Consider the following 26641-nt stretch of genomic DNA (forward strand, 5'->3'; position numbering starts at 1 on the left):
TCCTTTCGAGTTTCTGCTGGACCGGGCGCGGATGCGCGCGGCCGTGTTCTCTCGGCCATGCTGCGCCCGCATCAACTGTGTGATGCACGCGACGCAGCGAACCGTGTTCGGTGAGGGAACGACCAGTGCAGAAACCCGGCTACAGGGCGCCTGCCACCGGGCTCTCGCACGCAGCCAGCTGCGAGGGCGGTGTTGGCCAGCGTTCAGCTTATCAGATCTCGGCGCTTCGGGATCCGCCGGCGGTGCCCGGCGCATCCTTCGTGTCGGCTCGGCGACGATCGAGCGCGTCGAAGGAGCGGTCCAGGCCGCGACGGAGGATCGGGCGCAGCGGCCGTTCCACCCAGCGTTCGATCGCGGCGGCGAGCAGCAGGCACGCGAGCACGGTCAGCCCGAGCAGCGCGACCGGCGGCACCTCGGCGTGCAGCGTCTCGATGATCCAGCGCCCCCACTGCTCGTGGATGAGATAGAGCGGGTACGTGAGCGCGCCGGCATAGGTCATCCATCGCCAGCCGCGATGGGCCAGCGGGGTCAGCGTGATGAGCGCCACGAGCGCGAAGATCGCGATGACGATCGCGGCGGCGACGAGCTCGTCGCCCGCGAAACCGGAGTACTTGGGCATCCGGTCGTAGATCTCCTGGGCGATGGTCTGCCTGACCGCGATCGCGACGTTGAAGCCGAGCAGCATCCAGCGGAGCAGGCTGTGTCCGCGCGAATGGATCAGGTAGAGCACCATGCCGCCGGCGAACAGCGGTGCGTAGCTCGGCGAGAGCAGCGTGGCGAGGAACGCGTTGCCGCTCTCCTGCGCGACGAGCGCCAGGAACGGCCAGAGGAACGCCAGTCCGATCATCCGCCGCTCGGTGAGACCGAACGCGAGGACGATGCCGATCAGCACGTAGAACCGCAGCTCGACCCAGAGCGTCCAGTAGACGCCGTCGACATGGGGCTCCCCCATCGTCTCCTGCAGCATGGTCAGGTTGGCGAAGAACTGCGGCAACGACACCGCGTCGTCGCCCCCGGGCGCGATCCACAGCAGGAGGATCGTCGTGAGCAGCACCGCAGCCCAGTACGCGGGCAGCAGACGCGCGGCGCGGGCGGAGACGAACTGCCCGATGCTGCGCCCCTCGGCCGAGAGCAGGATCACGAAGCCGCTGATCACGAAGAACAGCTGCACGCCGAGCGCTCCGTACGCGCTGATCGGGGCGAGGTGCGGGAACTGCTCGGCGACCGGGACGCCCCACACCTCTGTCTTGCGGGAGGTGAAGTGGTAAATGAGCACCGCCATCGCGGCACCGAAACGGGTGAGGTCGAGCAGCAGGAACCTCGGCCGCGAAGTGGCGAGCGGGCTGAACTGCGGGGCGGAGGCTGGTGTGAACATGACCCGGACCAGCGTACGCCTCGGGTCTCCGCGGAGCCTGGTTGCGCGGAACGGAGAGCCGCCGCTAGCCTCCGCGCGTGATCCGCCGGATCTTCTCCAGACGTTCGGCGATCTCGCGCTCGCGACCGTGCTGCGTCGGCTGATAGTAGGTGGTGCCCTCGAGTTCGTCCGGCAGGTACTGCTGTCGGACGACGCCGCGCGGATCGCTGTGCGGGTAGCGGTAGCCCTTGCCGTGGCCGAGCCGCTTCGCACCGGGATAGTGCGCGTCCCTGAGCGGTTTCGGCACGAGTCCGAAGCGACCGGCCTTGACGTCGGCGATCGCGGCATCGATGGCGCTGATGACGGCGTTCGACTTGGGCGCCGTGGCGATGTAGATGGTCGCCTCGGCGAGCGGGATCCGGGCCTCGGGAAGTCCGATCAGCTGCGTCGCCTCGGCCGCGGCCACCGCGATCGGCAGGGCTTGAGGGTCCGCCATGCCGACGTCTTCGGCGGCGTGGACCATGAGGCGCCGTGCGATGAACCGCGGGTCCTCGCCGGCCTCGATCATGCGAGCCAGGTAGTGGATCGCCGCGTCCGGGTCCGAACCGCGCAGCGACTTGATGAAGGCGCTGATCACGTCGTAGTGCTGGTCGCCGTTGCGGTCGTAGCGGAGCAGCGCGCGGTCGACCGAGACCGCCACGATCTCGCCCGTGATGAGCGCGGGGCCGGGTGCCGACTCGGGCGCCGAGGGAGGCCCGGACCCGTCGCCCGGGTCCCCGTCGACGCTGTCGTCGTCGTCCTCGTCCTCGTCCTCGTCCTCGTCGATCGCGTCGAACTCGAACTCGCCCTCGACACCGAGCCCCGCTTCGACACCGAGCCCCGCCTCGACGCCCGCTCCGGTGGAGAGCGCCGAGCCGGCGGCCGCCTCGAGCGCGGTGAGCGCGCGCCTGGCGTCGCCCGAGGAGAGCTGCACGAGCGCCTCCAGCGCCTCGTCGGTCAGTTCGACCGCCCCGTTCAGCCCGCGCGGATCGGCGACGGCGCGCTGGATGAGCACGCCGAGGTCCTGATCGGTGAGCGGTTCGAGCGTGAGGAGCAGGGAGCGCGAGAGCAAGGGGCTGATGACGGAGAACGAGGGGTTCTCGGTGGTGGCCGCGACGAGCGTGACCCACCCGTTCTCGACGCCGGGAAGCAGGGCGTCCTGCTGCGCCTTGGTGAAGCGGTGGATCTCGTCCAGGAAGAGCACGGTCGCGACGTCGTAGAGGTCGCGGTCGTTGAGCGCGCGTTCCATCACCGTTCGCACGTCTTTGATGCCCGCGGTCACCGCGGAGAGCTCGACGAAGCGCCGCCCGCTGGACTGTGCGATCGCCTGCGCGAGGGTGGTCTTGCCCGTGCCGGGAGGCCCCCAGAGGATCACCGAGACCGGGCCGGCGGCACCGCCGCCCGCGGAGGCGAGTACGCGCAGCGGCGATCCCGGACGCAGCAGGTGCGCCTGGCCCACGACCTCGTCGAGGGACTGCGGGCGCATGCGGACCGCGAGCGGCGCGGTGGCGGCGGGAAGCGTAGGAACGGTCACGCGGCCATGCTATCCGCGACCACCGACAACGAATCGGGAACTCGGGTCCTCCCCCGCCAGAGCGCTATGGCATAGTGGGAGAGGTCATGGCCGCGACCTTCGCGGACCCCCGAAACGACAGGTGAGCAGCACGGTGAGCGATTCGACGAACGAGACGACCTGGGGACGAGTCGACGAGACCCTCACGGTGTACGTCCGGGAGGCTGACGGCGAGCGTGCCGTCGGACAGTACCCCGACGGCACCGCGGAAGAGGCGCTCGCCTACTTCGAGCGCAAGTACGCCGATCTGGCCGGACAGATCTCGCTGCTCGAGCAGCGCATCGCGCGCGGTACCGCCGCCGCCGACGTGGCCGACACCGTGGCTCGCCTGCGCGAACAGCTCGTCGAGCCCGCCGCGGTCGGCGACCTGGCCGCGCTGCGCGAACGCATCGCCAAGCTCGACGGCAAGGCGCACGAGCTGACCGAGAAGCAGCAGGCCGAGCGCGAAGCCGCCAAGCAGGAGGCCGTCGCGAAGCGGGAGGCGATCGTCGTCGAGGCCGAGCGCCTCGCCGCTCAGCCCGAGTCGTCCATCCGCTGGAAGGAGACGGGACAGGCCTTCGAGCAGCTCTTCACCGATTGGCAGACGGCTCAGCGCGGCGGTCCGCAGGTGCCCAAGTCGCAGGCCGACGCGCTCTGGAAGCGGTTCCGCGCAGCACGGCAGCAGTTCGACACTGCGCGCCGCGCGCACTTCGCCCAGCTCGACGCGACCAACAAGGACGTCAAGCAGCGCAAGGAGCGCATCATCGCGGCCGCCGAGGCGCTCGCGCCCAAGGGCATCGACGGGATCCCCGCGTACCGCTCGCTCCTCGACGAGTGGAAGGCCGCCGGACGGGCCAGCCGCAAGCTCGACGATCAGCTCTGGGCGCGGTTCAAGGCGGCCGGCGACGTCCTGTACGCGGCGAAGGCCGCCGAGGTGGCGCAGACCAACGAGGAGTACTCGGCGAACCTCGTCGCCAAGGAAGCGCTGCTCGGGGAGGCCGAGGCGCTGCTCCAGGTGACCGATCGCGTCGCCGCGCGCAAGCGCCTCACCGAGTTCCAGATCCGCTGGGACGAGATCGGCCGGGTCCCCCGGGAGGCCGTCCGCGCGGTCGAGGGCCGGCTCCGCGCGATCGAAGATCACGTGAAGCAGCTCGAGGACGACCACTGGCGCAAGACGAACCCCGAGACCAAGGCTCGCAGCGAAGGCCTGCGCGGCCAGCTCGAGGCGTCGATCTCCGAGCTCGAGGCCGAGATCTCGGCCGCTGAGGCGGCGGGCGACGCCAAGGCCAAGGCTGCCGCGGAGGAGAAGCTCTCGACGCAGCGCTCCTGGCTCGCCGCGCTCGGCGACTGATCGGGACTCGGTCCCGCCGACTCTCCACAGCTTCGATCCCGGGGGTTCCGAACCCCCGGGATCGTTTGCATCATGGAGGCATGTCCGCTTCCCCGCCCCGTATCGACCGCTGGCCCGTCGCGGTTCGCTCGGCAGCCCGCCTCCGCGGCGCGCTGACCGCGTGCGGGCCGGGAGTGCGCGGCATCGGATGGCCCGAGTCCCCCGCGGTGCGCCTCGTCGCGCTGGCGGCCTGGATCGGCCCGGACCTCGCGGCATGCGGAGCCACCGCAGCGTGGGTGTGGGGTGCTCGACGCGATCCGGGGCGGCCGTTGCACGCGACGGTGCTCGGCGGCCGACGCGCGGGTCGCCTCGGGAGCAGCTCGCTGCAGGTGCACGAGTACCGTCTGAGCGACGACGATCTCGTCGAATTCGACGGACTCCGGGTCACGTCCCGCCTGCGCACCGCCGAAGAATTGCTCTTTCACGAACCCGAGTTCGGGTCCGCGGAGCGTGCGAGCTGCCGGCTGCTCGTCCTCGGCGTCACGGCCGGGGCCGAGGCTCTGCACGCTCGCGTCGAGGGCTCCCGACGTCCGCATCGGGCCCGTGCCCGCAGCCGCCTGCGCGAGTGCGGCTTTCCCCCGGTTCAGCCGCCGCTCACCCGATAGGCGTCGTAGACCCCTCGATCCGGCGCACCGCGTTGAGCACGTGCTCCAGGTGGGTCGTGTTGGCCATCTCGAACACGAAGCGGCTCAGCGCGAGGCGAGAACTCGACGTCTGCACCGAAGCCGACAGGATGTTGACGTGGTGTTCGGAGAGCGCCCGGGTCACGTCCGAGAGCAGCCCCGAGCGGTCGAGCGCCTCGACCTGGATCTGCACCAGGAAGACGCTCTTGGCGGTCGGCGCCCATTCGACGTCGACGAGACGCTCCTCCTGATGCGCGAGCGCGAGGAAATTGCGGCAATCGGTGCGGTGCACCGAGATGCCCTGCCCCTTGGTGATGAATCCGCGGATCTCGTCGCCCGGCACGGGCGTGCAGCACTTCGCGAGTTTCACGAGCACGTCCGACGCGCCCTTGACCACGACGCCGCTGTTCGCATCGGGCTTCCCCGCACGCCGCGCGCCGAGACCGGGCCGCGCCGTCTCCACGGCTTCGACGGTGGCCTCGTCGGCCGCGACCAGCGCGGTGACCTTCTCGATCACGGACTGGGCCGAGACGTGCCCCTCGCCCACTGCGGCGAAGAGACCCGTAACGTCCACGTAGCGCAATTGCAGGGCGACCTGCTGGATCGCCTCGGAGTTCATGATCTGGTGCAGAGGCAGGTTCTGCTTGCGCAGGGCCTTGGTGATGTCCTCCTTGCCCTGCTCGACCGCCTCATCGCGGCGCTCCTTGGTGAACCACTGCCGGATCTTGTTCTGCGCGCGCTTGCTCTTGACGAAGCTCAGCCAGCTCTGGTTCGGGCCGGCGTCGGGATCCTTCGAGGTGAAAACTTCGACGACGTCGCCGTTGTGCAGTTCGGTCTCGAGGGGCACGAGACGGCCGTTGACCCGCGCACCCATGGTGCGGTGCCCGACCTCCGTGTGGACGGCGTAGGCGAAGTCGACGGTGGTTCCGCCGTCGGGCAGTCCGATGACCCGGCCCTTGGGCGTGAAGACGTAGACCTCCTTGGCGCCGATCTCATACCGGAGCGCGTCGAGGAACTCGCTCGGGTCCTCGGTCTCGGCCTGCCAGTCCGAGATGTGCGCGAGCCAGGCCATGTCGGCGGAGCTCTGCCCCTGCGCCTGCCCGCCCTGCTGCTTGTACTTCCAGTGGGCCGCAACGCCGTATTCGGCACGCTGATGCATCTCGAAGGTGCGGATCTGGATCTCGACGGCACGGCCGTCCGGACCGATGACGGTGGTGTGCAGCGACTGGTACAGGTTGAACTTGGGGGTCGCGATGTAATCCTTGAAGCGCCCGGGGATCGGCGTCCAGCGAGCGTGCACCGCGCCGAGCACCGCGTAGCAGTCGCGGATCGAGCTCACCAGCACGCGAATGCCGACGAGGTCGTAGATGTCGTCGAAGTCGCGGCCGCGCACGATCATCTTCTGATAGATCGAGTAGAGCTCCTTGGGGCGCCCGGTGACCTCGCCGCGGATCTTGGAGTCCCGCAGATCCGACTCGATCGAACCGATGACGTCACCCACCAGCTCCTCGCGCTTGGGGTTGCGCTGGGTGACGAGGTTCTGGATCTCGGCGTAGAGCTTCGGCTTCAGCACCGCGAAGGAGAGATCCTCGAGTTCGGTCTTGATCGACTGGATGCCGAGCCGGTGCGCGAGCGGCGCGTAGATCTCGAGGGTCTCCTGGGCCTTGCGCTTCGCCGAGTCACCCGGAACGAAGCCCCAGGTCCGCGCGTTGTGCAGCCGGTCGGCGAGTTTGATCACGAGCACCCGGATGTCTTTCGACATCGCGACGACCATCTTGCGGACGGTCTCGGCCTGCGCCGAATCGCCGTACTTGACCTTGTCGAGCTTGGTGACCCCGTCGACGAGCATGGCGATCTCGTCGCCGAAGTCGTCGGTGAGCTGCTCGAGCGTGTAGTCGGTGTCCTCGACGGTGTCGTGCAGCAGGGCGGCCGCGATCACGACCGGCGCGACGCCCAGGTCGGCGAGGATCTGCGCGACCGCGATGGGGTGCGTGATGTAGGGCTCGCCGCTGCGCCGCTTCTGCCCGCGGTGCGCGCGCTCGGCGACGGTGTAGGCGCGCTCGATGACCGACAGATCGGCCTTCGGCGCGTTCCCCCGGACGGTGCGGACCAGCTGGTCGACCGCCCCGGGGGAACTCGCGCGAGAGAAGATGCGCGGCACGAGCCGCCGCAGGGAACTGGCAGAAACGGTTCCCGGATCACTTGCCGCCATGCGAACCCTCCCGTCGCTGAGATGGTTGAACGCTACACCACGCTGGGCTCGGGCTCCGAATCGGCCGCCAGCTGCTCCGCCCGCTTATCGTGCTTCTTGATCGCGGGCTCGCCCCGACGCAGCAGCGCGTACGCAGGGGCCGCGATGAAGATCGTCGAGTAGGCGCCCACGAGGATGCCGATGAAGAGCGCGAGCGCGATGTCGCGCAGGGTGCCCGCGCCCAGCACGAAGGCACCGATGAAGAGGATCGAAGCGACCGGGAGCAGCGCCACCACGGAGGTGTTGATCGAACGCACGAGCGTCTGGTTCACGGCGAGATTGACGGCCTGTCCGAAGGTACGGCGCTCGGTGAGCTCGCCCGGAGCGGTGTTCTCGCGGATCTTGTCGAACACCACGACGGTGTCGTAGAGCGAGTACCCGAGGATCGTCAGGAAGCCGATCATCGCCGCCGGGGTGATCTCGAAGCCGGTCAGGCCGTAGACCCCCGCCGTGATGATGAGGTCGTGGAACAGCGCGATGAGCGCCGCGAGCGACATCTTCCAGGTACGGAAGTAGATCGCCATCACCAGGGCCGCGAAGAGGATGAAGACCCCGAGCGCGATCACCGCCTGGCGGGTGATGTCCTGCCCCCAGAGCGCGCCGATGTACGAGGAGGTGACCTCGGACTCGTCGACCTGATAGGCGTTCGCGAGCGCCTTGCGGATCTCCTGGGCCTCGGCGTCCTTCAGCTGCTCCGTCTGGACGCGGATGTCCGTCTGCCCGACGAGGGAGACGCGCGGGGCGGAGCCGGGCAGCACCTCGTCGACGGCCTTCGTGGCGAGCGCCTGGTCGCGCTTCTGCCCCTCGGCGATGTGCACCTGGAACTGGCTGCCGCCGGTGAATTCGATGCCGAAGGTGAAGCCGCCGCGCAGCAACGGTCCGGCGATCGAGATCAGGATCATGATCGCGGCGACCAGGAACCAGGTCTTCCACCGGCCGATGAAGTTGATCGACTTCTCACCGGTGTAGAGGGCGTTGCCGAATTCGGAGAATGAACGAGCCATGGTCAGCTCTCCTTACCGGTGGTGGTGTCGGCGACGCTCGCGGCGTCGGGGCTGCCCGCGGCTTCCGCGGCCTTGCGTTCGGCGATGGTCTGTCGGCGCTCGGCCTCCTTGCGGCTGCCGGCGTTCTTCTTCGCCTTGCCGTGGGTCGCCACGACGGGCTCCCGGAACTGCACGCGCCCGCGGTACACGGCGCCGAGTCGGCGAGGATCGAGACCCGAGAACGAGTGCCCCTCGTTGAAGAAGCGCATGCGGCTGACGAACGCCATCATCGGGTGTGTGAAGAGCGCGACGACGATGATGTCGACGAGCGTCGTGAGGCCGAGCGTGAATGCGAAGCCGCGCACGTTGCCGATCGCGAGGACGAACAGGATAGCCGCGGCGAGGAAGTTGATGCCGTCCGACGCCAGGATCGTGCGGAGCGCCTGCTTCCAGCCGCGTTCGACGGACTGCTCGAGGCTGAGCCCGTCGCGCAGCGCGTCGCGGATACGTTCGAAGTACACGATGAACGAGTCCGCGGTGATGCCGATGGCCACGATGATGCCCGCGACGCCCGCGAGCGAGAGGCGATAGCCCTGTCGCCAGGACAGCACCGCGAGCAGCAGGTAGGTGAGCAGCGCGGCGATCGCCAGCGAGGCGACCGTCAGTGTGCTGAGCGCCCGGTACTGGAACAGCGAGTAGACGACGACGAGGATCAGGCCGATGAGGCCCGCGAGGAGGCCGGCCTGGAGCTGATTGGTGCCGAGCGTCGCCGAGATGTCCTCTTGGCTCTGCACGGTGAAGCTGATCGGCAGCGCGCCGAACTTCAACTGGTCGGCGAGCGCCTTGGCCGACTCCTGGGTGAAGCCGCCCGTGATCGACGGCTTGCCGTTGAGGATCTGGCCGTTCATGGTCGGCGCCGACAGTACGCTGCCGTCGAGCACGAACGCGAACTGGTTGAACGGCGGCTGCGCACCGTAGAGCCGGGTGCTGATGTCGCCGAAGGTCTTGGTGCCCTTCTTGTCGAAGGTCATCTGCACGGCCCAGCCGCCGGTGGTGGCGCCGGTCTGCGTGGTCTCGGGCTGCGCGACGGCGTCGGAGATGACCTCGCCGCCCATCTCGACGGGGCCGAGGATGTACTTCACGGTGCCCGTGTTGTCGCAGGTGATCAGCGGGCGGTCGGCGGGCGCCGACGCAGCCGCTGTCGCGGAGTCGGCGGTGCACTCGAAGGCGGCGAACTGCGCCTGCAGCCCGGGGGTCAGCCATTCCTTGTCGCCGGCGCCCTTGGGCAGGGTCTTGGGGTACAGCTCGCCCTTGGCCTCGGCGTCCTTCGCGGCCTGCTTCTGCGCGGCCAACGCCTTCTCGGCCTCGGCCTTCTGCGCCGCGTCGGTGGGCATCTGGATCTTGCCGGATCCCTCTGCGAGCACGGGACGGAAGTCGAGCTTCGCAGACGCCTCGATGCGCTGCAGCGTCGCCTCGTCGGCCTTGCCGGGGATCGATACCGAGATGTTCTGGTTGCCCTGCGTCGTGATCTCGGCCTCGGAGACGCCCGAGGCATCGACGCGCTGGCGGATGATGGAGACCGCCTGCTGCAGCTGCTCCCCGTCACGGTCTGCCCGCTCGTCTGCTTCGGCGCGAGCAGCACCTGGGTACCGCCCTGCAGGTCGAGGGCGAGCTTCGGCATCCAGGTCGCCTCGCCCCTGGCCACCCCGAAGGCGAGGAGACCGGCGAGCCCGACGATGATGACGACGAGGAACGTGAGGGAGCGACGGGCTTTGCGCACCGCGGGGGAGAAGCCACGGAAGGACTACTTTCTCTGACGGGAAGACGGGCGGCTCCCCGGCGAGGCCGGGGAGCCGGAGCTGATTGCGGCGGTTACGCCTTGTCGTCCGACGGCTTGGCGTCGCCGTCGGCGCTCGGGGCGGCCTCACCAGCGGCGGCCTCCGCGGCCGGCGCCTCGGGGGCATCGCTCGGGGCCTGCGCCGCCGCGTCCTCCGCGACGCGCTCGCCGAACTCGGGGTCGTCGTCGGGAGCGATATCGGCCACGGGCTCGGCGGCCGTCTCGGCCGGAGAGATGATCTGGCCGACCGCGTTGCGGTGCACGACGAGCGAGGAGGTGCCGCTGTGGACGGTGACCCGGTTCTCCTCGGCATCGACCGATTCGATGGTGCCGTAGATGCCCGACTGGAGCATCACCTCGGCACCCGGACGCAGACCGTCCTGCAGTTCCTGCATCGCCTTCTGCCGCTTCTTGCCGTTGCGGAACATGAAGATGACGAGCACTGCGATGAGTGCGAACATGACGATCGTAATCGGGTCCACAACTGGCCTTTCAGAGCGGGAACACAGGGGTGCGCCGAATGCGCACATATGGAACGACTATAGGGCATCCGGCATGGGAATACCTGTGGCTTCCCACGCACGCCGAGTGGCCATGCGCCCGCGCGGAGTGCGGGTCAGCAGCCCGGATCGCACGAGGAACGGTTCCACCACCGATTCGATGGTCTCGGCTTCTTCCCCGACGGATACCGCGAGGGTCGAGAGGCCGACGGGTCCGCCCCCGAAGCGTTCCACCACCGCGTGCAGCACTTCCCGGTCGAGCCGGTCGAGGCCCTGCGCGTCCACGTCGTAGAGATGCAGCGCGGCGTGCACGCTCTCGGTGTCCCCCGGCGTCCCGTGCACCAGGCAGTAGTCGCGGACTCGGCGCAGGAGGCGGTTGGCGATACGCGGGGTGCCGCGGGAACGTCGCGAGATCTCGTCGATGCCGTCGGGCGCGATCCCGAAGTCGAGCAGCCGGGCGGCGCGACGCACGACGTCGGCGAGCTCCTCGTCGGCGTAGAACTCGAGGTGCGCGGTGAATCCGAAGCGGTCGCGCAGGGGATTCGGCAGGAGGCCCGCGCGGGTGGTGGCCCCGACCAGGGTGAACGGAGCGAGCTCGAGCGGGATGGAGGTCGCACCGGCGCCCTTGCCGACCATGATGTCGATCCGGAAATCCTCCATCGCGAGATAGAGCATCTCTTCCGCGCTGCGCGCCATGCGATGGATCTCGTCAATGAAGAGCACCTCCCCGGGGTCAGCGCCGAGAGCACGGCCGCGAGATCGCCAGCGTGCTGGATCGCGGGTCCCGAGGTCTGGTGCAGGGGCTTCTCGAGTTCGGCCGCGACGATCATCGAGAGCGTCGTCTTCCCGAGGCCCGGAGGGCCTGCCAGCAGGATGTGGTCGGGCGAGCGCTGCTGGATCGTGGCGGCGTCGAGCAGCAGCCGGAGCTGCTTGCGCACCTTCGCCTGGCCGACGAACTCGTCGAGCGAGCCCGGGCGGAGCGCTCCCTCGAAGCTCAGCTCGGTCGGAGTGGCCTGAGCCGACAGCTCCCCCGTCATCGCGCGGAGCTCCCGGTGCGAGCGCGCGGCGCCTGCAGCAGCGCCAGCGCGGCGCGCAGCAGACCGGCCTGGTCGCCCGGCGCCCCCGCTGCGCGTGCGTCGGAGACCGCGCGTTCGGCGTCGGACTCTCCCCACCCGAGTCCCATGAGTCCGGCCCGCACCGCGTCGGCGGCCAGCTGGTCGCCGTCGACCGCGACGGGCGTCTCGGCCGCCGGCGCGAAGGCCTCGGGACGCAGCTTGCCTGCGAGCGACACCGCGATGAGTTTCGCGGTCTTGGGCCCGATGCCCGAGACGCGCTTGAACGGCTTCTCGTCCTCGGCGAATACGGCGGCCGCGATCTCGCTCGGCGTGAGTTCCGACAGCACGCCGAGCGCGCTGCGCGGGCCGACGCCCGATACCGCGAGCAGCTGGCCGAAGACCTCGAGCTCGTCCGCGGTTGCGAAGCCGAAGAGCGTCAGCGAGTCCTCTCGCACGACCAGGGAGGTGTGGAGCGACAGCTGCTCGCCGGGAGTGTGCGCGGCCGCCCGCCCGGAGGGGACTTCGACCCGCAGGCCGAGACCACCGACACCGACAACCACCCAGCCCGCTCCCGCGGAGAGCACAGGGCCCTGAATCGAAGCAATCACGCAGTCACCCTACGGCGTGGCACCGACATCGCGTCGGGGCCACGCCGCATCATGCGAACATATCTTCGAATCAGGCGCCGACCGGCTCGGCGACGCGCTGGTCGGCGCGAACCGAGCGATTGACGGAGGAGATGATCGCCTTGAGCGTCGCGCGGCTGGTGTCGGGGTCGATGCCGACGCCCCAGAGGCGCTGACCGTCGACCTCGAGGTCGACGTAGGCGGCCGCGACCGCGTCCCCGCCGGAGCTCATCGCGTGTTCGACGTAGTCGAACAGCGTGATCTCATGGCCGTGCTCGCCGAGCGCCCGGATGAACGCGTCGACCGGCCCGTTGCCGCGCGCGGTGGTCTGCTGCTGCTCGTCGCCGACGCGCAGATCGACCGTCAGCTCGGTGACGCCGTCACCCGCGCTCGCGGTCGCGGTGCGGGTGATCTCGTAGCGGCCCCAGCGATCCGCATCCGGATCCTGGGCCGGGAGGTACTCGTCCTGGAAGATCTTCCAGATGGAGTCGCTCGAGACCTCGCCGCCCTCGGTGTCGGTGAGGCCCTGCACGACCGCGCTGAACTCGATCTGCAGTCGTCGCGGCAGATCCAGCGAGTGGTCGGTCTTCAGCAGGTACGCGACGCCGCCCTTGCCCGACTGCGAGTTCACCCGGATCACCGCCTCGTACGAACGGCCCAGATCCTTCGGGTCGACCGGCAGGTAGGGAACCGCCCACTCGATGTCGTCGACGGAGACTCCGGCGGCCTCGGCGTCGGCCGCCATGCGCTCGAAGCCCTTCTTGATCGCGTCCTGGTGCGAGCCCGAGAACGCCGTGTAGACGAGGTCGCCCGCCCACGGGCTGCGCTCGGGGACACGCAGCTGATTGCAGTACTCGGCCGTGCGTCGCACCTCGTCGAGACGGGAGAAGTCGATCTGGGGGTCGATCCCCTGCGTGAACAGGTTGATCCCCAGCGCGACCAGGTCGACGTTGCCGGTTCGCTCGCCGTTGCCGAAGAGGCAGCCCTCGATGCGGTCGGCGCCGGCCATGTATCCGAGCTCGGCGGCCGCGACCGCGGTGCCCCGGTCGTTGTGCGGGTGCAGCGACAGGATCACGTTCTCGCGATGGTTCAGGTGGCGGCTCATCCACTCGATCGAGTCGGCGTAGACGTTCGGGGTCGCCATCTCGACGGTGGCCGGGAGGTTGATGATCACCTTGCGGTCCGGCGTCGGCTCGAACACCTCGAGCACCTCGTTGCAGACCTCGGCCGCGTACTCGAGCTCGGTCCCGGTGTAGGACTCGGGCGAGTACTCGTAGTAGATCTCGGTGCCCTCGCAGATGTGCTCGCTCGCACGGCACAGCTTCGCCCCGTCGACGGCGATCTGCTTGATGCCCTCGCGGTCGGAGCGGAAGACGACGTCCCGCTGCAGGATGCTCGTCGAGTTGTAGAGGTGGACGATCGCCTGCTTGGCGCCGATCAGCGACTCGTACGTGCGGGTGATCAGGTGCTCGCGCGCCTGGGTCAGCACCTGGATCGTGACGTCCTCGGGGATCGCGTCCTCTTCGATGAGCTGGCGCACGAAGTCGAAGTCGGTCTGGCTCGCCGAGGGGAATCCGACCTCGATCTCCTTGTAGCCCATCTTGACCAGCAGATCGAACATGATCCGCTTGCGCTCCGGGCTCATCGGGTCGATCAGCGCCTGGTTCCCGTCGCGAAGGTCCACCGCGCACCACCGGGGGCCTCGGTGATCCGCTTGCTCGGCCAGGTGCGATCGGGCAGGTCGACCGCGATGATCTCGTGGAACGGACGGTACCGGTGGATCGGCATGGTCGTCGGCTGCTGCTGGTTCTTCATGATCTCGTCTTCTGTCTTTCGCTTGCGAAGTTTTTCAGCCAACACGAAACGCCGCGACGAGGGAGGCCTGAGAACTAGGACTCGTCGCGGCAGCTAAGAAGAAGCGAGCGGAACCGCATACCGCCACTATACACGGATCGACATGCCCTCCCGCCCAGCCCGTAGGCTGGCGATATGCCCCGGATCGCCCCAACGCTCCTCCGCTCGTCCGCCGCGGCCGCGCTCGGCGGGCTCGCCGTTGCCGCGGCGCTCGCGTCGACGCCGTCCCCGGCGCAGGCCTCGGTCGACGACTTCGCCTACGAGAGCTGGGACGCGAAGTACGTGCTCGACCTCGACGCCGAGGGCCGGGCGGTGGCTCGCGTCACCGAGACCCTGACCCCGGTGTTCCCGGACTTCGACCAGAACCGGGGCATCGTGCGCGCCCTGCCCCTCGAATACGAGGATGCCCCCGTGCCGCCGACCGGCATCACGGTCACCGACGCCGCCGGCCGGCGGGTCCCGTTCACCACTGAGGACTCCGGAAGGTTCCGCGGCATCCTCGTCGGCGACGACGCCTACGTCCACGGACGGCAGACCTACGTCATCTCGTACACGCTCCGGGACGTCGTGCTCGCGGCTTCGAAGACGCGGGCCGACGAGTTCTACTGGGACGTGCTGCCGATCGAGCGGCAACAGCGGGTCGACGCGTTCTCGCTCGACGTCGAGTTCGCTCCGACGCTCGCGAAGCGGCTCACGGGAGCCGCGGCCTGCTACACCGGTCCGGCGGGGTCCGAGCAGCGCTGCACCATCGAGTCTCCTCCGGCTTCGGAGACCGCAGCGACCGCGGCGGTGCGCCTCTCCGACGTCGCGCCGGGCTCGGGGGTCACCGTCGCCATCGGCATGGAGCCAGGGACCGTGGCGCAACCCTCGAACCGGGTGCCGAACTTCTGGCTGGACCGGCTCCCCGCGATCCTGGCGTTCGGCGCCCTCGGCTGCGGTATCGCGGGTGCGATCCTCGTCGGCAGGCTCGTGCGCAAGCGCCGCTTCTTCCGCGGGACGATCGTGGCGCAGTACGACGTTCCACCGCACCTGCCTCCGCTGCTCGCCGCGAATCTGGTCGGCGGTGCGAAGTCCGTGCTGCCCGCGGAGTTCGTGCATCTCGCCGTGTGCGGCGCCGCACGCATCGAGGACAGCCAGCAGCCCGAGAGCATCTGGTCGGGCAAGCAGCCGCCCGTGCTCCGGCTCCTCGATCCCGCCGCGGTCACCGATCCACTCGATCAGCGGACCATCTCCGAGCTCTTCGCGGGGCTGGCCCCGGGGCAGGCGTTCCAGCTCCCGAAGCAGGACTCCCGTTTCGCCCAGCGGATGCAGAAGCTCGTCGGCGGGGTTCCCGCCGAGGCGAAGGCACGCGGCTACACGACCACTGAGGCGAGCCGCGGCGCCCGCGTCCTCGGGCTCGTGGCGCTGGCGCTCGTCCTCGCGGCCACGCCCCTCTTCGTCCTCGGGATCGGGCGTCCCGGAAGCCTCAGCTTCGGTGTCGCACTGCTGCTCGCGGTGTCGCTCGTGCTGGCGATCGTCGCACTCGCGAAGCACCGGGTGCTCACGCCGGCCGGGGCCGAGGCACGGGAGTACCTGCTGGGCGTCAAGCTGTTCACGAGCGTGGCCGAGGCGGACCGGATCCGCACGCTGCAGAGCTACACCGGAGCCGAGCGGCTCGAGGACGCCGGGGTGAACGTCGTGCAGCTCTACGAACGGCTGCTCCCCTACGCGATGCTCTTCGGACTCGAGAAGGAGTGGGGCAGCGTCCTCGAGGTCCGCTACCAGGAGGCGGGGGTGGCGGTTCCGGTCTGGTACCCGGGGCTCGCGGCCCACGGCCTCGCCGGACTCGACCGCAGTCTGAGCGACATGTCGAGCAGCTTCAGCTCGTCGGCGAGCTACAGCTCGAGCTCGTCGGGCGGCTCCTCGGGCGGCGGGTTCTCGGGCGGAGGCGGAGGCGGCGGGTTCTCGGGCGGACGCTGATCCGTCCTGCACCCGCCGCGGCGCAACGACCGGTGCGAGACGGACCGCTTCGGGTTCGCCTCGCACCGAGATCACCGTCCCCGACCGAACCCGAGCCGCTCGGCGATCGCCTCCGCGCGGGCGATGACCTCGTCCTGCCACGGCTGCAAGGGGTGCGCCGGCGAGGCGTCGAACGAGGGCCCGAACGGATCTTCGACCCCGGTCTCCCGTCCGCTCAGCGCTTCGAGCACCGCGAGCCCGCAGAACGGCACGTGCACCGGCGAGTACCCGCCCTCGTGCGAGAACACGACGCGTCCGCCGCACGCTTCGTCGGCGACTTCGAGGATGCGCTCGGCCATCGCCTTGAATCCGCCGGACGTGACCGTCATGCAGCCGAGCGGATCGACCGCGCTCGGGTCGAAGCCGCTCGACACGATCACGATGGCCGGAGCGAACGACCGGATCGCGGGCGCCGCCACCCGCTCGATGGCCGCGAGGTACGCACCGTTGCCGGAACCCGCGGGCAGCGGAATGTTGATGTTGCGGCCTTCGGCACCCGGGCCGCCGATCTCGTCGAGCGAACCGGTGTCCTGCGGGAACAGGCGATCCTGGTGGATCGATATGGCGAGCACGTCGGGATCGTCCCAGTAGATCTGCTGCGCACCGTTGCCGTGGTGGACGTCGTAGTCGATGATCGCCACGCGCCGGACGCCGAGCTCGGCGCGCGCGTACTCGATCGCCACGCAGACGTTCGAGAAGAGGCAGTAGCCCATCCCCATCTCCCGGCGGGCGTGGTGGCCGGGCGGGCGGACCAGCGCGTAGGCGTTGTCGACCTCGCCCCGCATCACCGCGGCGACCGCCGCCATCGTTCCGCCCGCCGCAAGCTTCGCGATTTCGAAGGAGCCCCGGCCGAACGGCGTGTACCCGTCGCCCGCGTCACCGCCCCGGTCGGAGCTCAGCTCGCGGATGCGCGCCACGTGCTCCGGCGTGTGCACTCGCAGGAGATCGGTGTCGGAAGCCTCGATCGCCGGTACGCGGACCAGCGCGTCGATCAGGCCGGAGACCTCCACGAGGCCCGCCATGCGCGACTTGGATTCGGGACTCTCGAACGCCTGGTGCGGCTGATTGAAGCCGCCGGACGGGGCGACCCCGACGGCCGTCCCCGTGTCGTGCCAGGCATAGCGCTCGTGCCACACGTATCCCGTGGTCCGCTGCGTCATCGGGAGGCTCCTTCGTTCAGAGGTGCGCCGAGGTGCTCGGCGTCGGGTTCGTTGAGGTGGTCGAACAGCGCGTCGACGCGATCCCGTTCGGCACGGGACACCGGCACGAGGTACGCGCACGCCACGTAGACGACGGTGTTGACCGCGAGCGCTGCGACGCCGCTCGTCATTCCACCGAGCACCGGGATCGCGATCGGGTACACGAGCTGCAGCACTGCGGCGACCACGAAGCCGGAGACCATTCCGGCGATCGCCCCGACGGCGTTGCCGCGCCGCCAGAAGATTCCGAGCAGCAGGGTGGGGGCGAGCTGCACGATGCCCTGGTAGGAGACCATCGCGAGGGCGATGAGCCCGTTCAGCGTCGTGGCCGTGAGCACCGCGATGATGCCGGCGATGATCGTGAGGATTCCGACGGCGATCTTTCCGGTCTTCGGATCCTCGATCCGCTCGCCGCGGGCGACCCCGACGATGTCGTTCGCGGTCTGCGCGCCGAGGGCCTGCAGGTTCGCGCCCACATTGCCCATGGTGGCTGCCACCACGCAGATGCCGGCCAGCGTGAGCACGACGGGTCCCCCGACGCTCGCGGTGATGAACCAGACCGCATCGGTCGCCTCGGCGACACCGGGCAGGCTCGCGGCGAGCATCGCGAGGACCGAGAGCGCGGTGCCGAAGACGAACAGGATGGGTGCCGCCATGACCGCGGAGCGCTTGATCGTGCGGGTCCCGCTCGACGCGAAGAGGCGCACGAAGATGTCGGGCCAGCACCAGCCGCCGAGCGCGCCGGTGAGGACGAGCGAGAACAGGTAGAGCGGTCCCTCGGCGCTTCCCGGGCCGGGCAGGCGGAAGAAGCCCTCGGGCAGCTCGGCGAAGCCGTGACCGTTCGTGACGAGCCAGGTGATGAGCCCGAGGATCAGCAGCAACCCGAGGCCGTAGGCGACGAGTCCCTGCACCATGTCGCTGAGCACGAGCCCGCGGGCGCCCATGCGCACGGTCCACACCTGGCGCAGCACGAGCACCCCGATGCCGATGAACGCCGCCGCCCCCGCGGCCACCTGCCCGAAGGAGAGGTAGGTGAACACGAGCGTGAGCGACTGCATGCCGAGCACGATCCAGGGGAAGGAGGCGAGGATCCCGATGATCGCGGCGACCACGCGGACCGTCTTCGATCCGTAGCGGAGACCCAACAGGTCGGCCTGCGTGCGCAGGTCGAATCGTTTGCCCCAGGTGTGGACGGGCTTCGCCAGCATGAACATGAGGACCACGGCGAGCAGGGCGTAGGGCACCGAGTAGAAGCCGATCGCACCGGCCGCGGCCGCGTAGCCGGCGAAGGAGATGAAGATAGTGCCGGGCAGCCAGGTGTTCACGAAGGCCATCGTCGAGAAGAAGGGGCCGAAGGAGCGGCCGGCGGTCGCGTACTCGCTGAAGGAGTCCGTGCGCTTCCGACTGCGCTCGAGCACCACGACGATCACGAGGAAGAAGAGGGCGACACCCCCGTATCCGAGCAGGATCATGACCGGTCCTCCCCCGCTGCCGGAACGGACGCCGCCCCGTCCGAGTGCTCCGCGCGCTCGGCACGGGCGTCGAGCACGTACATGCTCCAGATCGCTGCGAGCACGAGCAGCCCGGTCACGATGAAGTACCAGACTCCCCGGAGCCGACGAGCCACTGGAGCGGCGGGAAGAGCATGATCAGGAACGAGGCGGCGACCAGCGCGGCGATGCCGCGTCTGCGGCTCCGGGCCGGTCCGGTTCTGGCGGGTGCGGTCATGGGAAGCGTCCTTTCGTCGGCGTCGTTGCCGAGGGTGCCGGAACGTTCCGGCACTGCAGCAATGATGCGCCAACCTCACGCTCCCGTCAAGCCCCCGTCCGCTGCGCTCCGCCCGAGCGCCGCGGGCTGCGGCGCCGCCACCGAGCGCTAGCATGTCGAACATGAGCGCCAGACGGGTCACGATCGTCGATCTCGCAGCCGAACTCGGCCTGTCGAAGACGACGGTCTCGGACGCCCTGCACGGGCGCGGACGGGTCGCACCCGAGACCGTCGCCCAGGTGCGCGACACCGCAGCCGCGCTCGGCTACGTCGGCAATCGCGCCGCGCAGCAGCTCCGCGGCAATCGCGTCGGTGCGGTCGGCCTGTACATCCCGCCCGTCGTCCGCAGCTTCGCCTTCTACATGGAGTTCGTCTTCGGCGCGGTCGCCGCCGCGGGCGAGAACGGGATCGACCTGGTGCTGCTCACCCGCGACGAAGCTGCGCTGCGCAGTCGCCCGCCGGCCGTCGACGGAGTCATCGCCATCGACCCGCTCCCCGGCGACCCGGTGCTCGCCGCGCTCGCCGCGCTCTCCGTGCCGCTCGTCACGGCGGGTCGTCCGCTCGACCCGGATGAGATCGCCGCGGACGGCACCGTCGAGGTCGGATACCCCGCCTACATCGGCGAGCTCCTCGATCGTGCGCTCGCCCGAGGACTGCACCGCCCGGCGCTGCTGCTCCCCGATCAGCAGTTCCACTCGTCCTTCGCGGAGGACGTCGTGATCGGCTACCGCGACTGGTGCGCGGAACACCACGTCGAACCCTGGATCCGGGAGATCCCCGTGCACCCGAGCAGCGATCGGGTCGCGGAGGTCCTCGACGAACTGGTCTCGGGCCTCGATCCGGATATCGTGCTCTGCAGCTATCAGGGACTCGCCGGAAGGCTCCTCGCCCCGCTCGAGCGGGTCGGGAAGCGACCGGGATCCGACTTCGAGCTGGTCTCGCTCGTTGGCGATCCCGTGACCGAGCTCGGTGACGAGCGGATCACGAGCCTCGACATACGACCCGCCGGCTTCGGCCGAGCATCGGTCCTGCTGCTCAGGGATCTCCTGGAAGGCGCGACCCGGGCCCCGGCGAGCCGGACCCACGACGCGGTGATCCCCGGGGACGCGTTCTCCGCCGCGGGGAGCCGCTAGCCCGCGTCAGGCGCGCCGGTACCGGGCGCTGCCGAACCCGACGATGAAGTACCCGATGAACGGGAGCAGCCAGAGCAGGAGGACCGAGAAGAAGGGTCCCTTGCCGAAGTTGCCGCCCACCTTGATCGCCACGATCAGCGCGAGGATCACGTTCACGATCGGAATCAGGTAGAGCAGCACTATCCAGCCGGAGAAGCCGGCGATCTTCACCAGGAAGATCAGGTTGACGATCGGGATGATCGCGAGGATCCCCGGATAGCCGGCCTTCGTGAAGGTCTTCCAGAGCGCGATCGCGACGAGCACGTACCAGACGATGCCCACGACGGTAGCGGGTCCGCTGAGCGCGGTGAACTGGGCCTGATCGGTGATTCCGTAGTTCATGAGCGTTCCTCTCCTGCGAGCCGCGGCGGCGGCGTGCCCGTGGGTCCGAGCCTAGTCAGCGGACCGGGCCCGCGACAGCGTTCAGAATCCGAGCCGGCCCAGCGCCTTCGGATCGCGCTGCCACTCCTTGAGCAGCTTCACGCGCAACGACAGGTAGACGCGGCGGCCAAGTAGCGCCTCGATCTCGTGCCGGGCGCGCTCGCCGATGTCGCGGAGCTGCGATCCGCCCCTGCCGATCACGATCCCCTTCTGGCTGTCGCGCTCGACGTAGATCGATGCGTAGAGCGCCAGGAGCCCGTCCTCGCGCTCCTCGCGGTCGTCGACCGTCGCGGCGAGCGAGTGCGGCAGCTCGTCGCGCATGCCGTCGAGCGCCGCCTCGCGGATGAGCTCCGCGATGCGGTCGTCCTCGTTCTCGTCGGTGATCTGCTCCGCCTCGTAGAGCGGCGGCGATACCGGCATGAGCTCGAGCAGCACGTCGGAGAGCACGTCGAGCTGATCCCGGGTGACCGAGGAGATCGGCACGACCGCGTCCCATTCCCGCAGCTCGCCGAGCCGGGTCAGCTGATCGATGATCTCCCCGTTCGAGGCCTCGTCGACCTTGGTGAGGATCGCGACCTTCTTGGCGCGGGGGAAGTCGTCGAGCCGCTCGTTGATGAAGCGGTCACCGGGGCCGAGCTTCTCGTTCGCCGGCACGCAGAAGCCGATCACGTCGACGTCGCCGAGCGTCGCTTCCACCAGCGCGTTCAGCCGCTCGCCGAGCAGGGTCCGGGGCCGATGGATGCCCGGCGTGTCGACGATGATGAGCTGCCCGTCGGGCCGGTGCACGATACCGCGAATCGCGCGGCGCGTGGTCTGCGGCTTCGGGCTCGTGATCGCGATCTTCTGACCGACGAGCGCGTTCGTCAGCGTGGATTTGCCGACGTTCGGCCGCCCCACGAAGGAGACGAAACCCGCGCGGTGCTCGCCCTCGGGCTCGGTGCCGACGCCGTCGGCCTGCTCTGCGTTCACTGCTGTTCCTCTTCCCGGCGGAGCTGATCCGCGTCGTTGTCTTCGGTGCCCACCCAGCGCACGCGCGCCGTCATGAGGCGCTGCCTGCGTCGCTCGGTCTCGAGGGCGGTCAGTTCGATTCCGTCGATCTCCACCCGGTCGCCGGGCTCCGCGAGCCTGCCGAGGTGCTTGGCGAGCAGGCCGCCGACCGTGTCGACCTCGTCGTCCTCGAGCTCGCGCTCGAACAGCTCGCCGAGCCGGTCGATCGTGAGTCGGGCGCTCACGATGAACCCGTCGCCGTCGATCACGATCTCGGGCGTCTCGCGATCGTGCTCGTCGCTGATGTCGCCGAGCAGCTCCTCGATCAGGTCTTCGAGGGTGACGAGACCGGAGATCCCCCGTACTCGTCGACCGCGAGAGCCAGGTGCACGGACTCGCGCTGCATCTGGCGCAGGAGCGCATCCGCCGGCTGCAGCTCGGGGACGAACAGGGCCGGCTTCATCACGCGGGTGATCGGCGCGGATTCCGCTTCCTCGGGTCGGCGCAGCACGAACCCGCTCGCGTCGCGGAGGTGCGCGACGCCCACGATGTCGTCGACGTCATCGGTGACCACGGGCACGCGCGAGTGCCGCGAGGCCAGGATCGCTTCGAGCGCGTCCTTCATCGACAGTCCGGCATCGACGGTCACCATGTCGGTGCGGGGCACCATCAGCTCGCGCACGCGGGTGTCGCCGAACTCGACGAGCGAGTGGATGTAGTCGCGGTCATCGGCCTCGAGCAGCTCCTGCTCGGCGGCCTGGTCCACCATCGACAGCAACTGCTGCTCGTCTCGGATCAGCGCGCTGCCGCCGCGGCCCGGGGTCACACGGTCCCCGACGCGCATCAGGCTGCTCGCGACCGGGCCCAGCAGCACGCGGATCCCGTGCACCAGCGGCGCCGAGAAGCGGATGATGCCGTCGGGGTGGTGCGTGCCGACCGTGCGGGGGCTCGTCCCGACCAGCACGAAGGTGACCGCGGTCATGATGAGTGCGGCCGCGAGCAGCGTCAGCCAGAGCGGTTCGATGAGCGCCGCGAGCACGAGAGTGATGAGGACGGCCGCGAGCGTCTCGGCGGCGACGCGCGCGAAGCCCAGCGCGTTCTGGTGCGCCGCCTCGTCCTCCGCGATCGCCCGGATCGACGCCCCTCGGCGCGCGTCCTCGGACAGCGCAAGGAGCTCGGCCTTCGAGCGGACCGACAGCGCTGCATCGCTCGCGGCGAGCAGGCCGCCGATCGCGAGCAGCACGACGGCCGCCGCGAGGAAGAGCGCGATCAGACCGCCGGTCATCGGCCCCGCTCGCGCATCGCGAATCCGAGCAGCAGGTCGCGCTGGAGGCCGAACATCTCGGCCTCCTCGTCGGGAGTGCCGTGATCGAAGCCGAGCAGGTGCAGCATGCCGTGCGTCAGGAGCACGCGCACCTCCTGGAGGAGATCGTGGCCGGCGGCCTCGGCCTGCAGCTCGGCGACCTGCGGGCAGATCACGACGTCGCCCAGCAGGCCGGCGGGCGTCGGCGCATCGACACGGCCGGGGCGCAGCTCGTCCATGGGGAAGCTCAGCACGTCGGTGGGACCGGGTTCGTCCATCCACTGCACGTGCAGCTGCTCGATCGCGGCCTCGTCGACGAACAGCACGCCGAGGTCGGTCTCGGGGTGGACGTGCAGCGATTCGAACACGAAAGCGGCGAGGCGCTGCAGGCTCTCCTCGGCGACCTCGATGCCGGACTCGTTGTTGATCTCGACGCTCATGCTGCGGGACCCTTTCGTTCGTCGCGGTTCGCCGCGCGTGCTTCTTCGTAGGCCGAGTAGGCATCCACGATGCGCCCGACCAGGCTGTGCCGCACGATGTCGTCGGAGGACAGCTCGGCGAAGTGGATGTCGTCGACACCCCGCAGGATCCGGTTCATGAGCCGGAGCCCGCTCGTGCCGATGGGCAGATCGACCTGGGTCACATCGCCGGTCACGACCATCTTGGATCCGTAGCCGAGGCGGGTCAGGAACATCTTCATCTGCTCCGGAGTCGTGTTCTGGGCCTCGTCGAGGATCACGAAGGACTCGTTGAGCGTGCGGCCACGCATGTAGGCGAGCGGCGCGACCTCGATGGTGCCGTTCGCGAGCAGACGCGGCACCAGGTCCTGATCCATCATCGACCCGACCGCGTCGAACAGCGGCCGCAGGTAGGGATCGATCTTGTCCTCGAGGCTGCCCGGCAGGTAGCCGAGGCGTTCCTCGGCTTCGACCGCCGGTCGGGTGAGGATGATCTTCGCCACCTCGCGGCGCTGCAGCGCCTGGACGGCCTTCGCCATCGCGAGGTAGGTCTTGCCGGTGCCCGCGGGGCCGATGCCGAAGACGATCGTGTTCCGGTCGATCGCATCGACGTAGGACCGCTGGCCTGCGGTCTGCGGCCGGATCGCGTTCCCGCGCACGCTGAGGATCGGTTCCGACAGCACCTGGGCAGCGGTGGGGCCGTCGCCGCGTTCGACCATGCGGGTCACCTCTCGGACGTCATGGCGGGAGACCGCGCCGCTCCGGCGCGCCACTTCGAGCACTTCGCTCACGACCTGCTCCGCCGCGCGCACCTGATCGGCCGGGCCGCGCAGGGTCAGCACGTGATCGCGAGCGTGGAAGGACACCGCGGGATGCTGCTGTTCGAGATCCGCGATCAGCTGATCGCGGTGCCCGAGGAAACTCGCCAGGTCGACCCCGGTGAGCAGCACGGTGCGCTCGAGCTGCGGGCCCCGCTCGGGGCCGGAGCGTCAGTTGCCAACGAGGCTGCGCTCCTCGAGTCCACCGGCCAGCACGTGCGCGTGCACGTGGAAGACGGTCTGCCCGGCGCTCGCTCCGGTGTTGAACAGGAGTCGGTAGTCGCCGTTCGCGTGCTCCTCCGCGAGCCGCTGCGCGACCTCGATCATCTCCGCGAGCAGCGCGGGATCCCCCGCCGCCAGCTCGGTCACGTTCGCGTACTCGGTGGTCTTGGGGATCACCAGGAGGTGCACCGGTGCCTGCGGGCTGATGTCGGGGAACGCGATCACGCGCTCGGTCTCGGCGAGGATCTCGACCGGGATCTCGCCTGCCACGATCTTGCCGAAGATGGTCTCTGCTGCCATGGGATCAGTCTATCGACGGACTCACCAGCGGCCGAGCGCGACGTTCAGCACGGCGAGGCCGGCGGGCCCGGCGGACGACGTGCGCAGCACCGTGGTGCCGAGCACGAGGATCTCGGCCCCGGCCGCCTCGAGCGCGTCGAGCTCGGCGTCGCCGAAGCCGCCTTCGGGACCGACGACGAGCAGGATCTCGCTCGGGAGGCGGGCATCGGAGGCGCGACCCGCGTCGGCGGAGAATCGGGCGGACCATTCCGACAGCGTGCGCTCGCCCCGGGGGTGCAGCGCGATGACCGCGCGCTCGGGGTCCGCCGCGGCGATGCGCAGTTCTTCCACCGTGACCGGGAACCCGACCTCCGGGACCCGGGAACGGAGCGACTGCTTCGAAGCCTCCCGGGCGATGCGCGACCACTTCGCGACACCCTTCGCCGCCTTCTCGGCAGCACCGGAGCCTTCCCAGCGCGAGACGGAGCGGGACGCCTGCCAGGGCAGCACCCGGTCCACGCCGAACTCGGTCGCCTGCTCGACCGCGCGCTCATCGCGGTCGCCCTTGGCGAGGGCCTGCACCAGGGTGAGTCGCGGACTCGCCTCCGGTTCGCGCCGCAGGTCGTCGAGCTCGACCGCGAACCGATCGCGGTCGGCACGCACGACGACGCCCTCGCCGATGGTGCCGTCGCCGTCGCCGAGGAGGATCCGCTCGCCGACCCGGAGGCGGCTCACCCGTACGGCATGCCGGGCCTCCTCGCCGCCGATCTCGACGGTCGCGCCGAGGGCCAGCGCGGTTCCGCGCTCGGCGTAGTACAGATTCGCCACGGTGCTGCCCGTTCCGCCGTCAGCCCTGACGGAAGAACCGGTCGCGGATCTTGCCGAAGAAGCCCTGCTGGAATTCGCCCAGCTGGGGGCCATCCTCCTTGCGCAGTGCGGCCAGCTGGCGCACCAGATCCTTCTCGCGGTTGGACAGCTTGGTCGGGGTGACCACCTGGACCGCGATCTTCAGGTCGCCGCGCGAGGTGGATCGGAGCCCCTGGATCCCGCGGCCCCGGACGGTGATGACGTCCCCCGACTGGGTGCCGCCGGGAACCTCGACCTGCACGTCGCCGTCGAGACCGGCCACCGTGCTTTCGGTGCCGAGGATCGCGTCGGTCATGCCGACCTGCAGCGTGCAGAGCAGGTCATTGCCATCGCGGCTGAAGATGTCGTGGTGGGTGACGCGGAACTCGATGAACAGGTCGCCGTTCGGGCCGCCGCCCGGACCGACCTCGCCGCCGCCGCGCATCTGGAGTCGGGTGCCGGTGTCGATGCCCGAGGGGATGTCGACGGTGAGGGTGCGGCGCTCGCGCACGCGCCCCTTGCCGCCGCACTCCACGCAGGGATGCTCGATGATGGTCCCATAGCCGTGGCAGGAGCCGCAGGGGTGGTTGGTCACCACGTTGCCGAACAGCGAACGCACCTGCCGCTGGACCTGGCCGGAGCCGTGGCAGACGTCGCAGGTGACGGGCACCGTGCCGGGCTGGCAGCAGCTGCCCGAGCACGTTCCGCAGAGCACGGCAGTATTGATGCTGACCTCGCGCTGCACGCCGAAGATCACTTCGGCGAGCGAGACGTCGACCCGGATCATCGCGTCGTCGCCGCGCTCCGCGCGGGACCGGGGCCCGCGCTGGCCGCCGCCGAAGCCGCTCCCGCCGAAGAACGTCTCGAAGATGTCGCCGAAGTCGCCCATCGACGCGCCGCCCTCGGACCCGCCCATGTCGTAACGACGGCGCTCGTTGGGGTCGCTGAGCACGTCGTACGCGTGGGTGACGCCCTTGAAGCGCTCGGACGCCTCCTCGCTCGGGTTCACGTCGGGGTGCAGCTCCCGCGCCAGGCGCCGGTAGGCCTTCTTGATCTCTTCGGGCGATGCGTCGCGTGCGACGCCGAGCGTCTCGTAGTGGTCCGCCACGGTGTGCGGCTCCTCTCATCGATTCGATGGTGGATGAAG

24 protein-coding genes and 2 pseudogenes are annotated in these 26641 nt (G+C 69.6%); 4 read left to right on the top strand and 22 right to left on the bottom strand.

Going from position 1 to position 26641, the window contains the following annotated elements; all coding sequences use genetic code 11:
- Positions 1 to 211: 211 nt before the first annotated feature.
- Together AB3K78_RS06410 and AB3K78_RS06415 are read right to left on the bottom strand one after the other, a co-directional pair.
- Positions 212 to 1375: an acyltransferase family protein gene (locus tag AB3K78_RS06410; protein WP_416446927.1), complete on the bottom strand. Its 1164-nt coding sequence runs from the start codon at positions 1373 to 1375 to the stop codon at positions 212 to 214.
- A 64-nt stretch (positions 1376 to 1439) separates the two neighbouring features.
- Positions 1440 to 2879 (bottom strand): replication-associated recombination protein A, encoded by a 1440-nt coding sequence (locus tag AB3K78_RS06415; protein WP_416447315.1) that lies wholly within the window; start codon positions 2877 to 2879, stop codon positions 1440 to 1442.
- Between the two features lie 181 nt (positions 2880 to 3060).
- Between AB3K78_RS06415 and AB3K78_RS06420 the strand changes: the two genes are divergently transcribed.
- Together AB3K78_RS06420 and AB3K78_RS06425 are read left to right on the top strand one after the other, a co-directional pair.
- The gene (locus tag AB3K78_RS06420; RefSeq protein ID WP_416446929.1) at positions 3061 to 4296 is read left to right on the top strand and encodes a DUF349 domain-containing protein; all 1236 of its coding nucleotides are present in this window, start codon (positions 3061 to 3063) and stop codon (positions 4294 to 4296) included.
- 80 nt (positions 4297 to 4376) lie between these two features.
- Positions 4377 to 4940 carry a hypothetical protein gene (locus AB3K78_RS06425; protein WP_416446930.1) on the top strand — a complete coding sequence of 188 codons (564 nt, stop codon included), beginning with the start codon at positions 4377 to 4379 and terminating at the stop codon, positions 4938 to 4940.
- On the opposite strand, the gene AB3K78_RS06430 is transcribed toward AB3K78_RS06425, so the two are convergent.
- The 7 genes and pseudogenes from AB3K78_RS06430 to leuA all read right to left on the bottom strand — a co-directional run bounded on the left by AB3K78_RS06430 (position 4930) and on the right by leuA (position 14025).
- A complete protein-coding gene (locus AB3K78_RS06430) occupies positions 4930 to 7170 on the bottom strand; it encodes a RelA/SpoT family protein (RefSeq protein WP_416446931.1) in 2241 nt (746 codons plus the stop codon). The two genes, AB3K78_RS06425 and AB3K78_RS06430, sit on opposite strands and share 11 nt — an antisense overlap.
- 32 nt (positions 7171 to 7202) lie before the next feature.
- A complete protein-coding gene (secF, locus tag AB3K78_RS06435; RefSeq protein WP_416446932.1) occupies positions 7203 to 8213 on the bottom strand; it encodes a protein translocase subunit SecF in 1011 nt (336 codons plus the stop codon).
- 2 nt (positions 8214 to 8215) lie between these two features.
- On the bottom strand, positions 8216 to 10156 hold the full coding sequence (secD, locus tag AB3K78_RS06440; protein WP_416446933.1) for a protein translocase subunit SecD: 1941 nt from the start codon (positions 10154 to 10156) through the stop codon (positions 8216 to 8218).
- A complete protein-coding gene (yajC, locus tag AB3K78_RS06445; RefSeq protein WP_416446935.1) occupies positions 10065 to 10490 on the bottom strand; it encodes a preprotein translocase subunit YajC in 426 nt (141 codons plus the stop codon). The genes secD and yajC overlap by 92 nt, the downstream gene beginning before the upstream one ends.
- A gap of 78 nt (positions 10491 to 10568) precedes the next feature.
- A pseudogene (gene ruvB / locus AB3K78_RS06450) lies at positions 10569 to 11566 on the bottom strand (Holliday junction branch migration DNA helicase RuvB).
- A complete protein-coding gene (ruvA, locus tag AB3K78_RS06455; protein ID WP_416446936.1) occupies positions 11563 to 12192 on the bottom strand; it encodes a Holliday junction branch migration protein RuvA in 630 nt (209 codons plus the stop codon). The pseudogene ruvB and the gene ruvA overlap by 4 nt, the downstream one beginning before the upstream one ends.
- 70 nt (positions 12193 to 12262) lie before the next feature.
- Positions 12263 to 14025 (bottom strand): annotated as a pseudogene (gene leuA / locus AB3K78_RS06460) (2-isopropylmalate synthase).
- Positions 14026 to 14199: 174 nt separating this feature from the next.
- Here leuA and AB3K78_RS06465 point away from each other — a divergent pair.
- On the top strand, positions 14200 to 16023 hold the full coding sequence (locus AB3K78_RS06465) for a DUF2207 domain-containing protein (RefSeq protein WP_416446938.1): 1824 nt from the start codon (positions 14200 to 14202) through the stop codon (positions 16021 to 16023).
- A 71-nt stretch (positions 16024 to 16094) separates the two neighbouring features.
- On the opposite strand, the gene AB3K78_RS06470 is transcribed toward AB3K78_RS06465, so the two are convergent.
- From AB3K78_RS06470 to AB3K78_RS06485, 4 genes are read right to left on the bottom strand one after another with little or no spacing between them, the layout of a single operon-like run.
- A complete protein-coding gene (locus tag AB3K78_RS06470; protein ID WP_416446940.1) occupies positions 16095 to 17222 on the bottom strand; it encodes a class II histone deacetylase in 1128 nt (375 codons plus the stop codon).
- On the bottom strand, positions 17219 to 18733 hold the full coding sequence (locus tag AB3K78_RS06475; protein ID WP_416446941.1) for a sodium:solute symporter family protein: 1515 nt from the start codon (positions 18731 to 18733) through the stop codon (positions 17219 to 17221). The genes AB3K78_RS06470 and AB3K78_RS06475 overlap by 4 nt, the downstream gene beginning before the upstream one ends.
- Positions 18730 to 18852 carry a hypothetical protein gene (locus AB3K78_RS06480; RefSeq protein ID WP_416446943.1) on the bottom strand — a complete coding sequence of 41 codons (123 nt, stop codon included), beginning with the start codon at positions 18850 to 18852 and terminating at the stop codon, positions 18730 to 18732. The genes AB3K78_RS06475 and AB3K78_RS06480 overlap by 4 nt, the downstream gene beginning before the upstream one ends.
- Positions 18849 to 18989, bottom strand: coding sequence for a hypothetical protein (locus AB3K78_RS06485; RefSeq protein WP_416446945.1), 141 nt, complete (start codon positions 18987 to 18989; stop codon positions 18849 to 18851). Before AB3K78_RS06485 ends, AB3K78_RS06480 begins: the two co-directional genes overlap by 4 nt.
- Positions 18990 to 19150: 161 nt before the next feature.
- Here AB3K78_RS06485 and AB3K78_RS06490 point away from each other — a divergent pair, with 161 nt between their 5' ends.
- Complete coding sequence (locus AB3K78_RS06490; RefSeq protein WP_416446947.1) at positions 19151 to 20161, top strand: LacI family DNA-binding transcriptional regulator; 1011 nt, start codon at positions 19151 to 19153, stop codon at positions 20159 to 20161.
- Between the two features lie 6 nt (positions 20162 to 20167).
- On the opposite strand, the gene AB3K78_RS06495 is transcribed toward AB3K78_RS06490, so the two are convergent.
- From AB3K78_RS06495 to dnaJ, 9 genes are all read right to left on the bottom strand, one after another.
- Complete coding sequence (locus AB3K78_RS06495) at positions 20168 to 20542, bottom strand: DUF5684 domain-containing protein (RefSeq protein ID WP_416446948.1); 375 nt, start codon at positions 20540 to 20542, stop codon at positions 20168 to 20170.
- 81 nt (positions 20543 to 20623) lie between these two features.
- On the bottom strand, positions 20624 to 21550 hold the full coding sequence (gene era, locus AB3K78_RS06500; protein WP_416446950.1) for a GTPase Era: 927 nt from the start codon (positions 21548 to 21550) through the stop codon (positions 20624 to 20626).
- Positions 21547 to 21837, bottom strand: coding sequence for a transporter associated domain-containing protein (locus tag AB3K78_RS06505; protein WP_416446952.1), 291 nt, complete (start codon positions 21835 to 21837; stop codon positions 21547 to 21549). The genes era and AB3K78_RS06505 overlap by 4 nt, the downstream gene beginning before the upstream one ends.
- A 56-nt stretch (positions 21838 to 21893) precedes the next feature.
- On the bottom strand, positions 21894 to 22853 hold the full coding sequence (locus AB3K78_RS06510) for a CNNM domain-containing protein (RefSeq protein WP_416446954.1): 960 nt from the start codon (positions 22851 to 22853) through the stop codon (positions 21894 to 21896).
- A complete protein-coding gene (ybeY, locus tag AB3K78_RS06515) occupies positions 22850 to 23311 on the bottom strand; it encodes an rRNA maturation RNase YbeY (protein WP_416446956.1) in 462 nt (153 codons plus the stop codon). The genes AB3K78_RS06510 and ybeY overlap by 4 nt, the downstream gene beginning before the upstream one ends.
- Positions 23308 to 24279: a PhoH family protein gene (locus tag AB3K78_RS06520; RefSeq protein ID WP_416446957.1), complete on the bottom strand. Its 972-nt coding sequence runs from the start codon at positions 24277 to 24279 to the stop codon at positions 23308 to 23310. Before AB3K78_RS06520 ends, ybeY begins: the two co-directional genes overlap by 4 nt.
- 39 nt (positions 24280 to 24318) lie before the next feature.
- Positions 24319 to 24669 (bottom strand): histidine triad nucleotide-binding protein, encoded by a 351-nt coding sequence (locus AB3K78_RS06525; protein ID WP_416446959.1) that lies wholly within the window; start codon positions 24667 to 24669, stop codon positions 24319 to 24321.
- Positions 24670 to 24690: 21 nt separating this feature from the next.
- On the bottom strand, positions 24691 to 25476 hold the full coding sequence (locus AB3K78_RS06530; protein WP_416446961.1) for a 16S rRNA (uracil(1498)-N(3))-methyltransferase: 786 nt from the start codon (positions 25474 to 25476) through the stop codon (positions 24691 to 24693).
- A gap of 19 nt (positions 25477 to 25495) precedes the next feature.
- Positions 25496 to 26602 carry a molecular chaperone DnaJ gene (dnaJ, locus tag AB3K78_RS06535; protein WP_416446963.1) on the bottom strand — a complete coding sequence of 369 codons (1107 nt, stop codon included), beginning with the start codon at positions 26600 to 26602 and terminating at the stop codon, positions 25496 to 25498.
- Positions 26603 to 26641: the final 39 nt, after the last annotated feature.

This window comes from Leucobacter sp. HNU, from assembly GCF_047946755.1.
Lineage (GTDB): Bacteria > Actinomycetota > Actinomycetes > Actinomycetales > Microbacteriaceae > Leucobacter.

Bases quoted from the DNA above. Each gene is read 5' to 3' on its own strand.
- AB3K78_RS06470 (WP_416446940.1), bottom strand. From the start codon at position 17,222: ATGACGCAGCGGACCACGGGATACGTGTGGCACGAGCGCTATGCCTGG.
- AB3K78_RS06425 (WP_416446930.1), top strand. From the start codon at position 4,377: ATGTCCGCTTCCCCGCCCCGTATCGACCGCTGGCCCGTCGCGGTTCGC.
- AB3K78_RS06415 (WP_416447315.1), bottom strand. From the start codon at position 2,879: ATGCGCCCGCAGTCCCTCGACGAGGTCGTGGGCCAGGCGCACCTGCTG.
- AB3K78_RS06525 (WP_416446959.1), bottom strand. From the start codon at position 24,669: ATGGCAGCAGAGACCATCTTCGGCAAGATCGTGGCAGGCGAGATCCCG.
- AB3K78_RS06510 (WP_416446954.1), bottom strand. From the start codon at position 22,853: ATGACCGGCGGTCTGATCGCGCTCTTCCTCGCGGCGGCCGTCGTGCTG.
- AB3K78_RS06430 (WP_416446931.1), bottom strand. From the start codon at position 7,170: ATGGCGGCAAGTGATCCGGGAACCGTTTCTGCCAGTTCCCTGCGGCGG.
- AB3K78_RS06410 (WP_416446927.1), bottom strand. From the start codon at position 1,375: ATGTTCACACCAGCCTCCGCCCCGCAGTTCAGCCCGCTCGCCACTTCG.
- ybeY (WP_416446956.1), bottom strand. From the start codon at position 23,311: ATGAGCGTCGAGATCAACAACGAGTCCGGCATCGAGGTCGCCGAGGAG.
- AB3K78_RS06490 (WP_416446947.1), top strand. From the start codon at position 19,151: ATGAGCGCCAGACGGGTCACGATCGTCGATCTCGCAGCCGAACTCGGC.
- AB3K78_RS06465 (WP_416446938.1), top strand. From the start codon at position 14,200: ATGCCCCGGATCGCCCCAACGCTCCTCCGCTCGTCCGCCGCGGCCGCG.
- AB3K78_RS06495 (WP_416446948.1), bottom strand. From the start codon at position 20,542: ATGAACTACGGAATCACCGATCAGGCCCAGTTCACCGCGCTCAGCGGA.
- yajC (WP_416446935.1), bottom strand. From the start codon at position 10,490: ATGTTCGCACTCATCGCAGTGCTCGTCATCTTCATGTTCCGCAACGGC.
- secD (WP_416446933.1), bottom strand. From the start codon at position 10,156: ATGCCCCCGAGGCGCCGGCCGCGGAGGCCGCCGCTGGTGAGGCCGCCC.
- secF (WP_416446932.1), bottom strand. From the start codon at position 8,213: ATGGCTCGTTCATTCTCCGAATTCGGCAACGCCCTCTACACCGGTGAG.
- AB3K78_RS06485 (WP_416446945.1), bottom strand. From the start codon at position 18,989: ATGACCGCACCCGCCAGAACCGGACCGGCCCGGAGCCGCAGACGCGGC.
- AB3K78_RS06475 (WP_416446941.1), bottom strand. From the start codon at position 18,733: ATGATCCTGCTCGGATACGGGGGTGTCGCCCTCTTCTTCCTCGTGATC.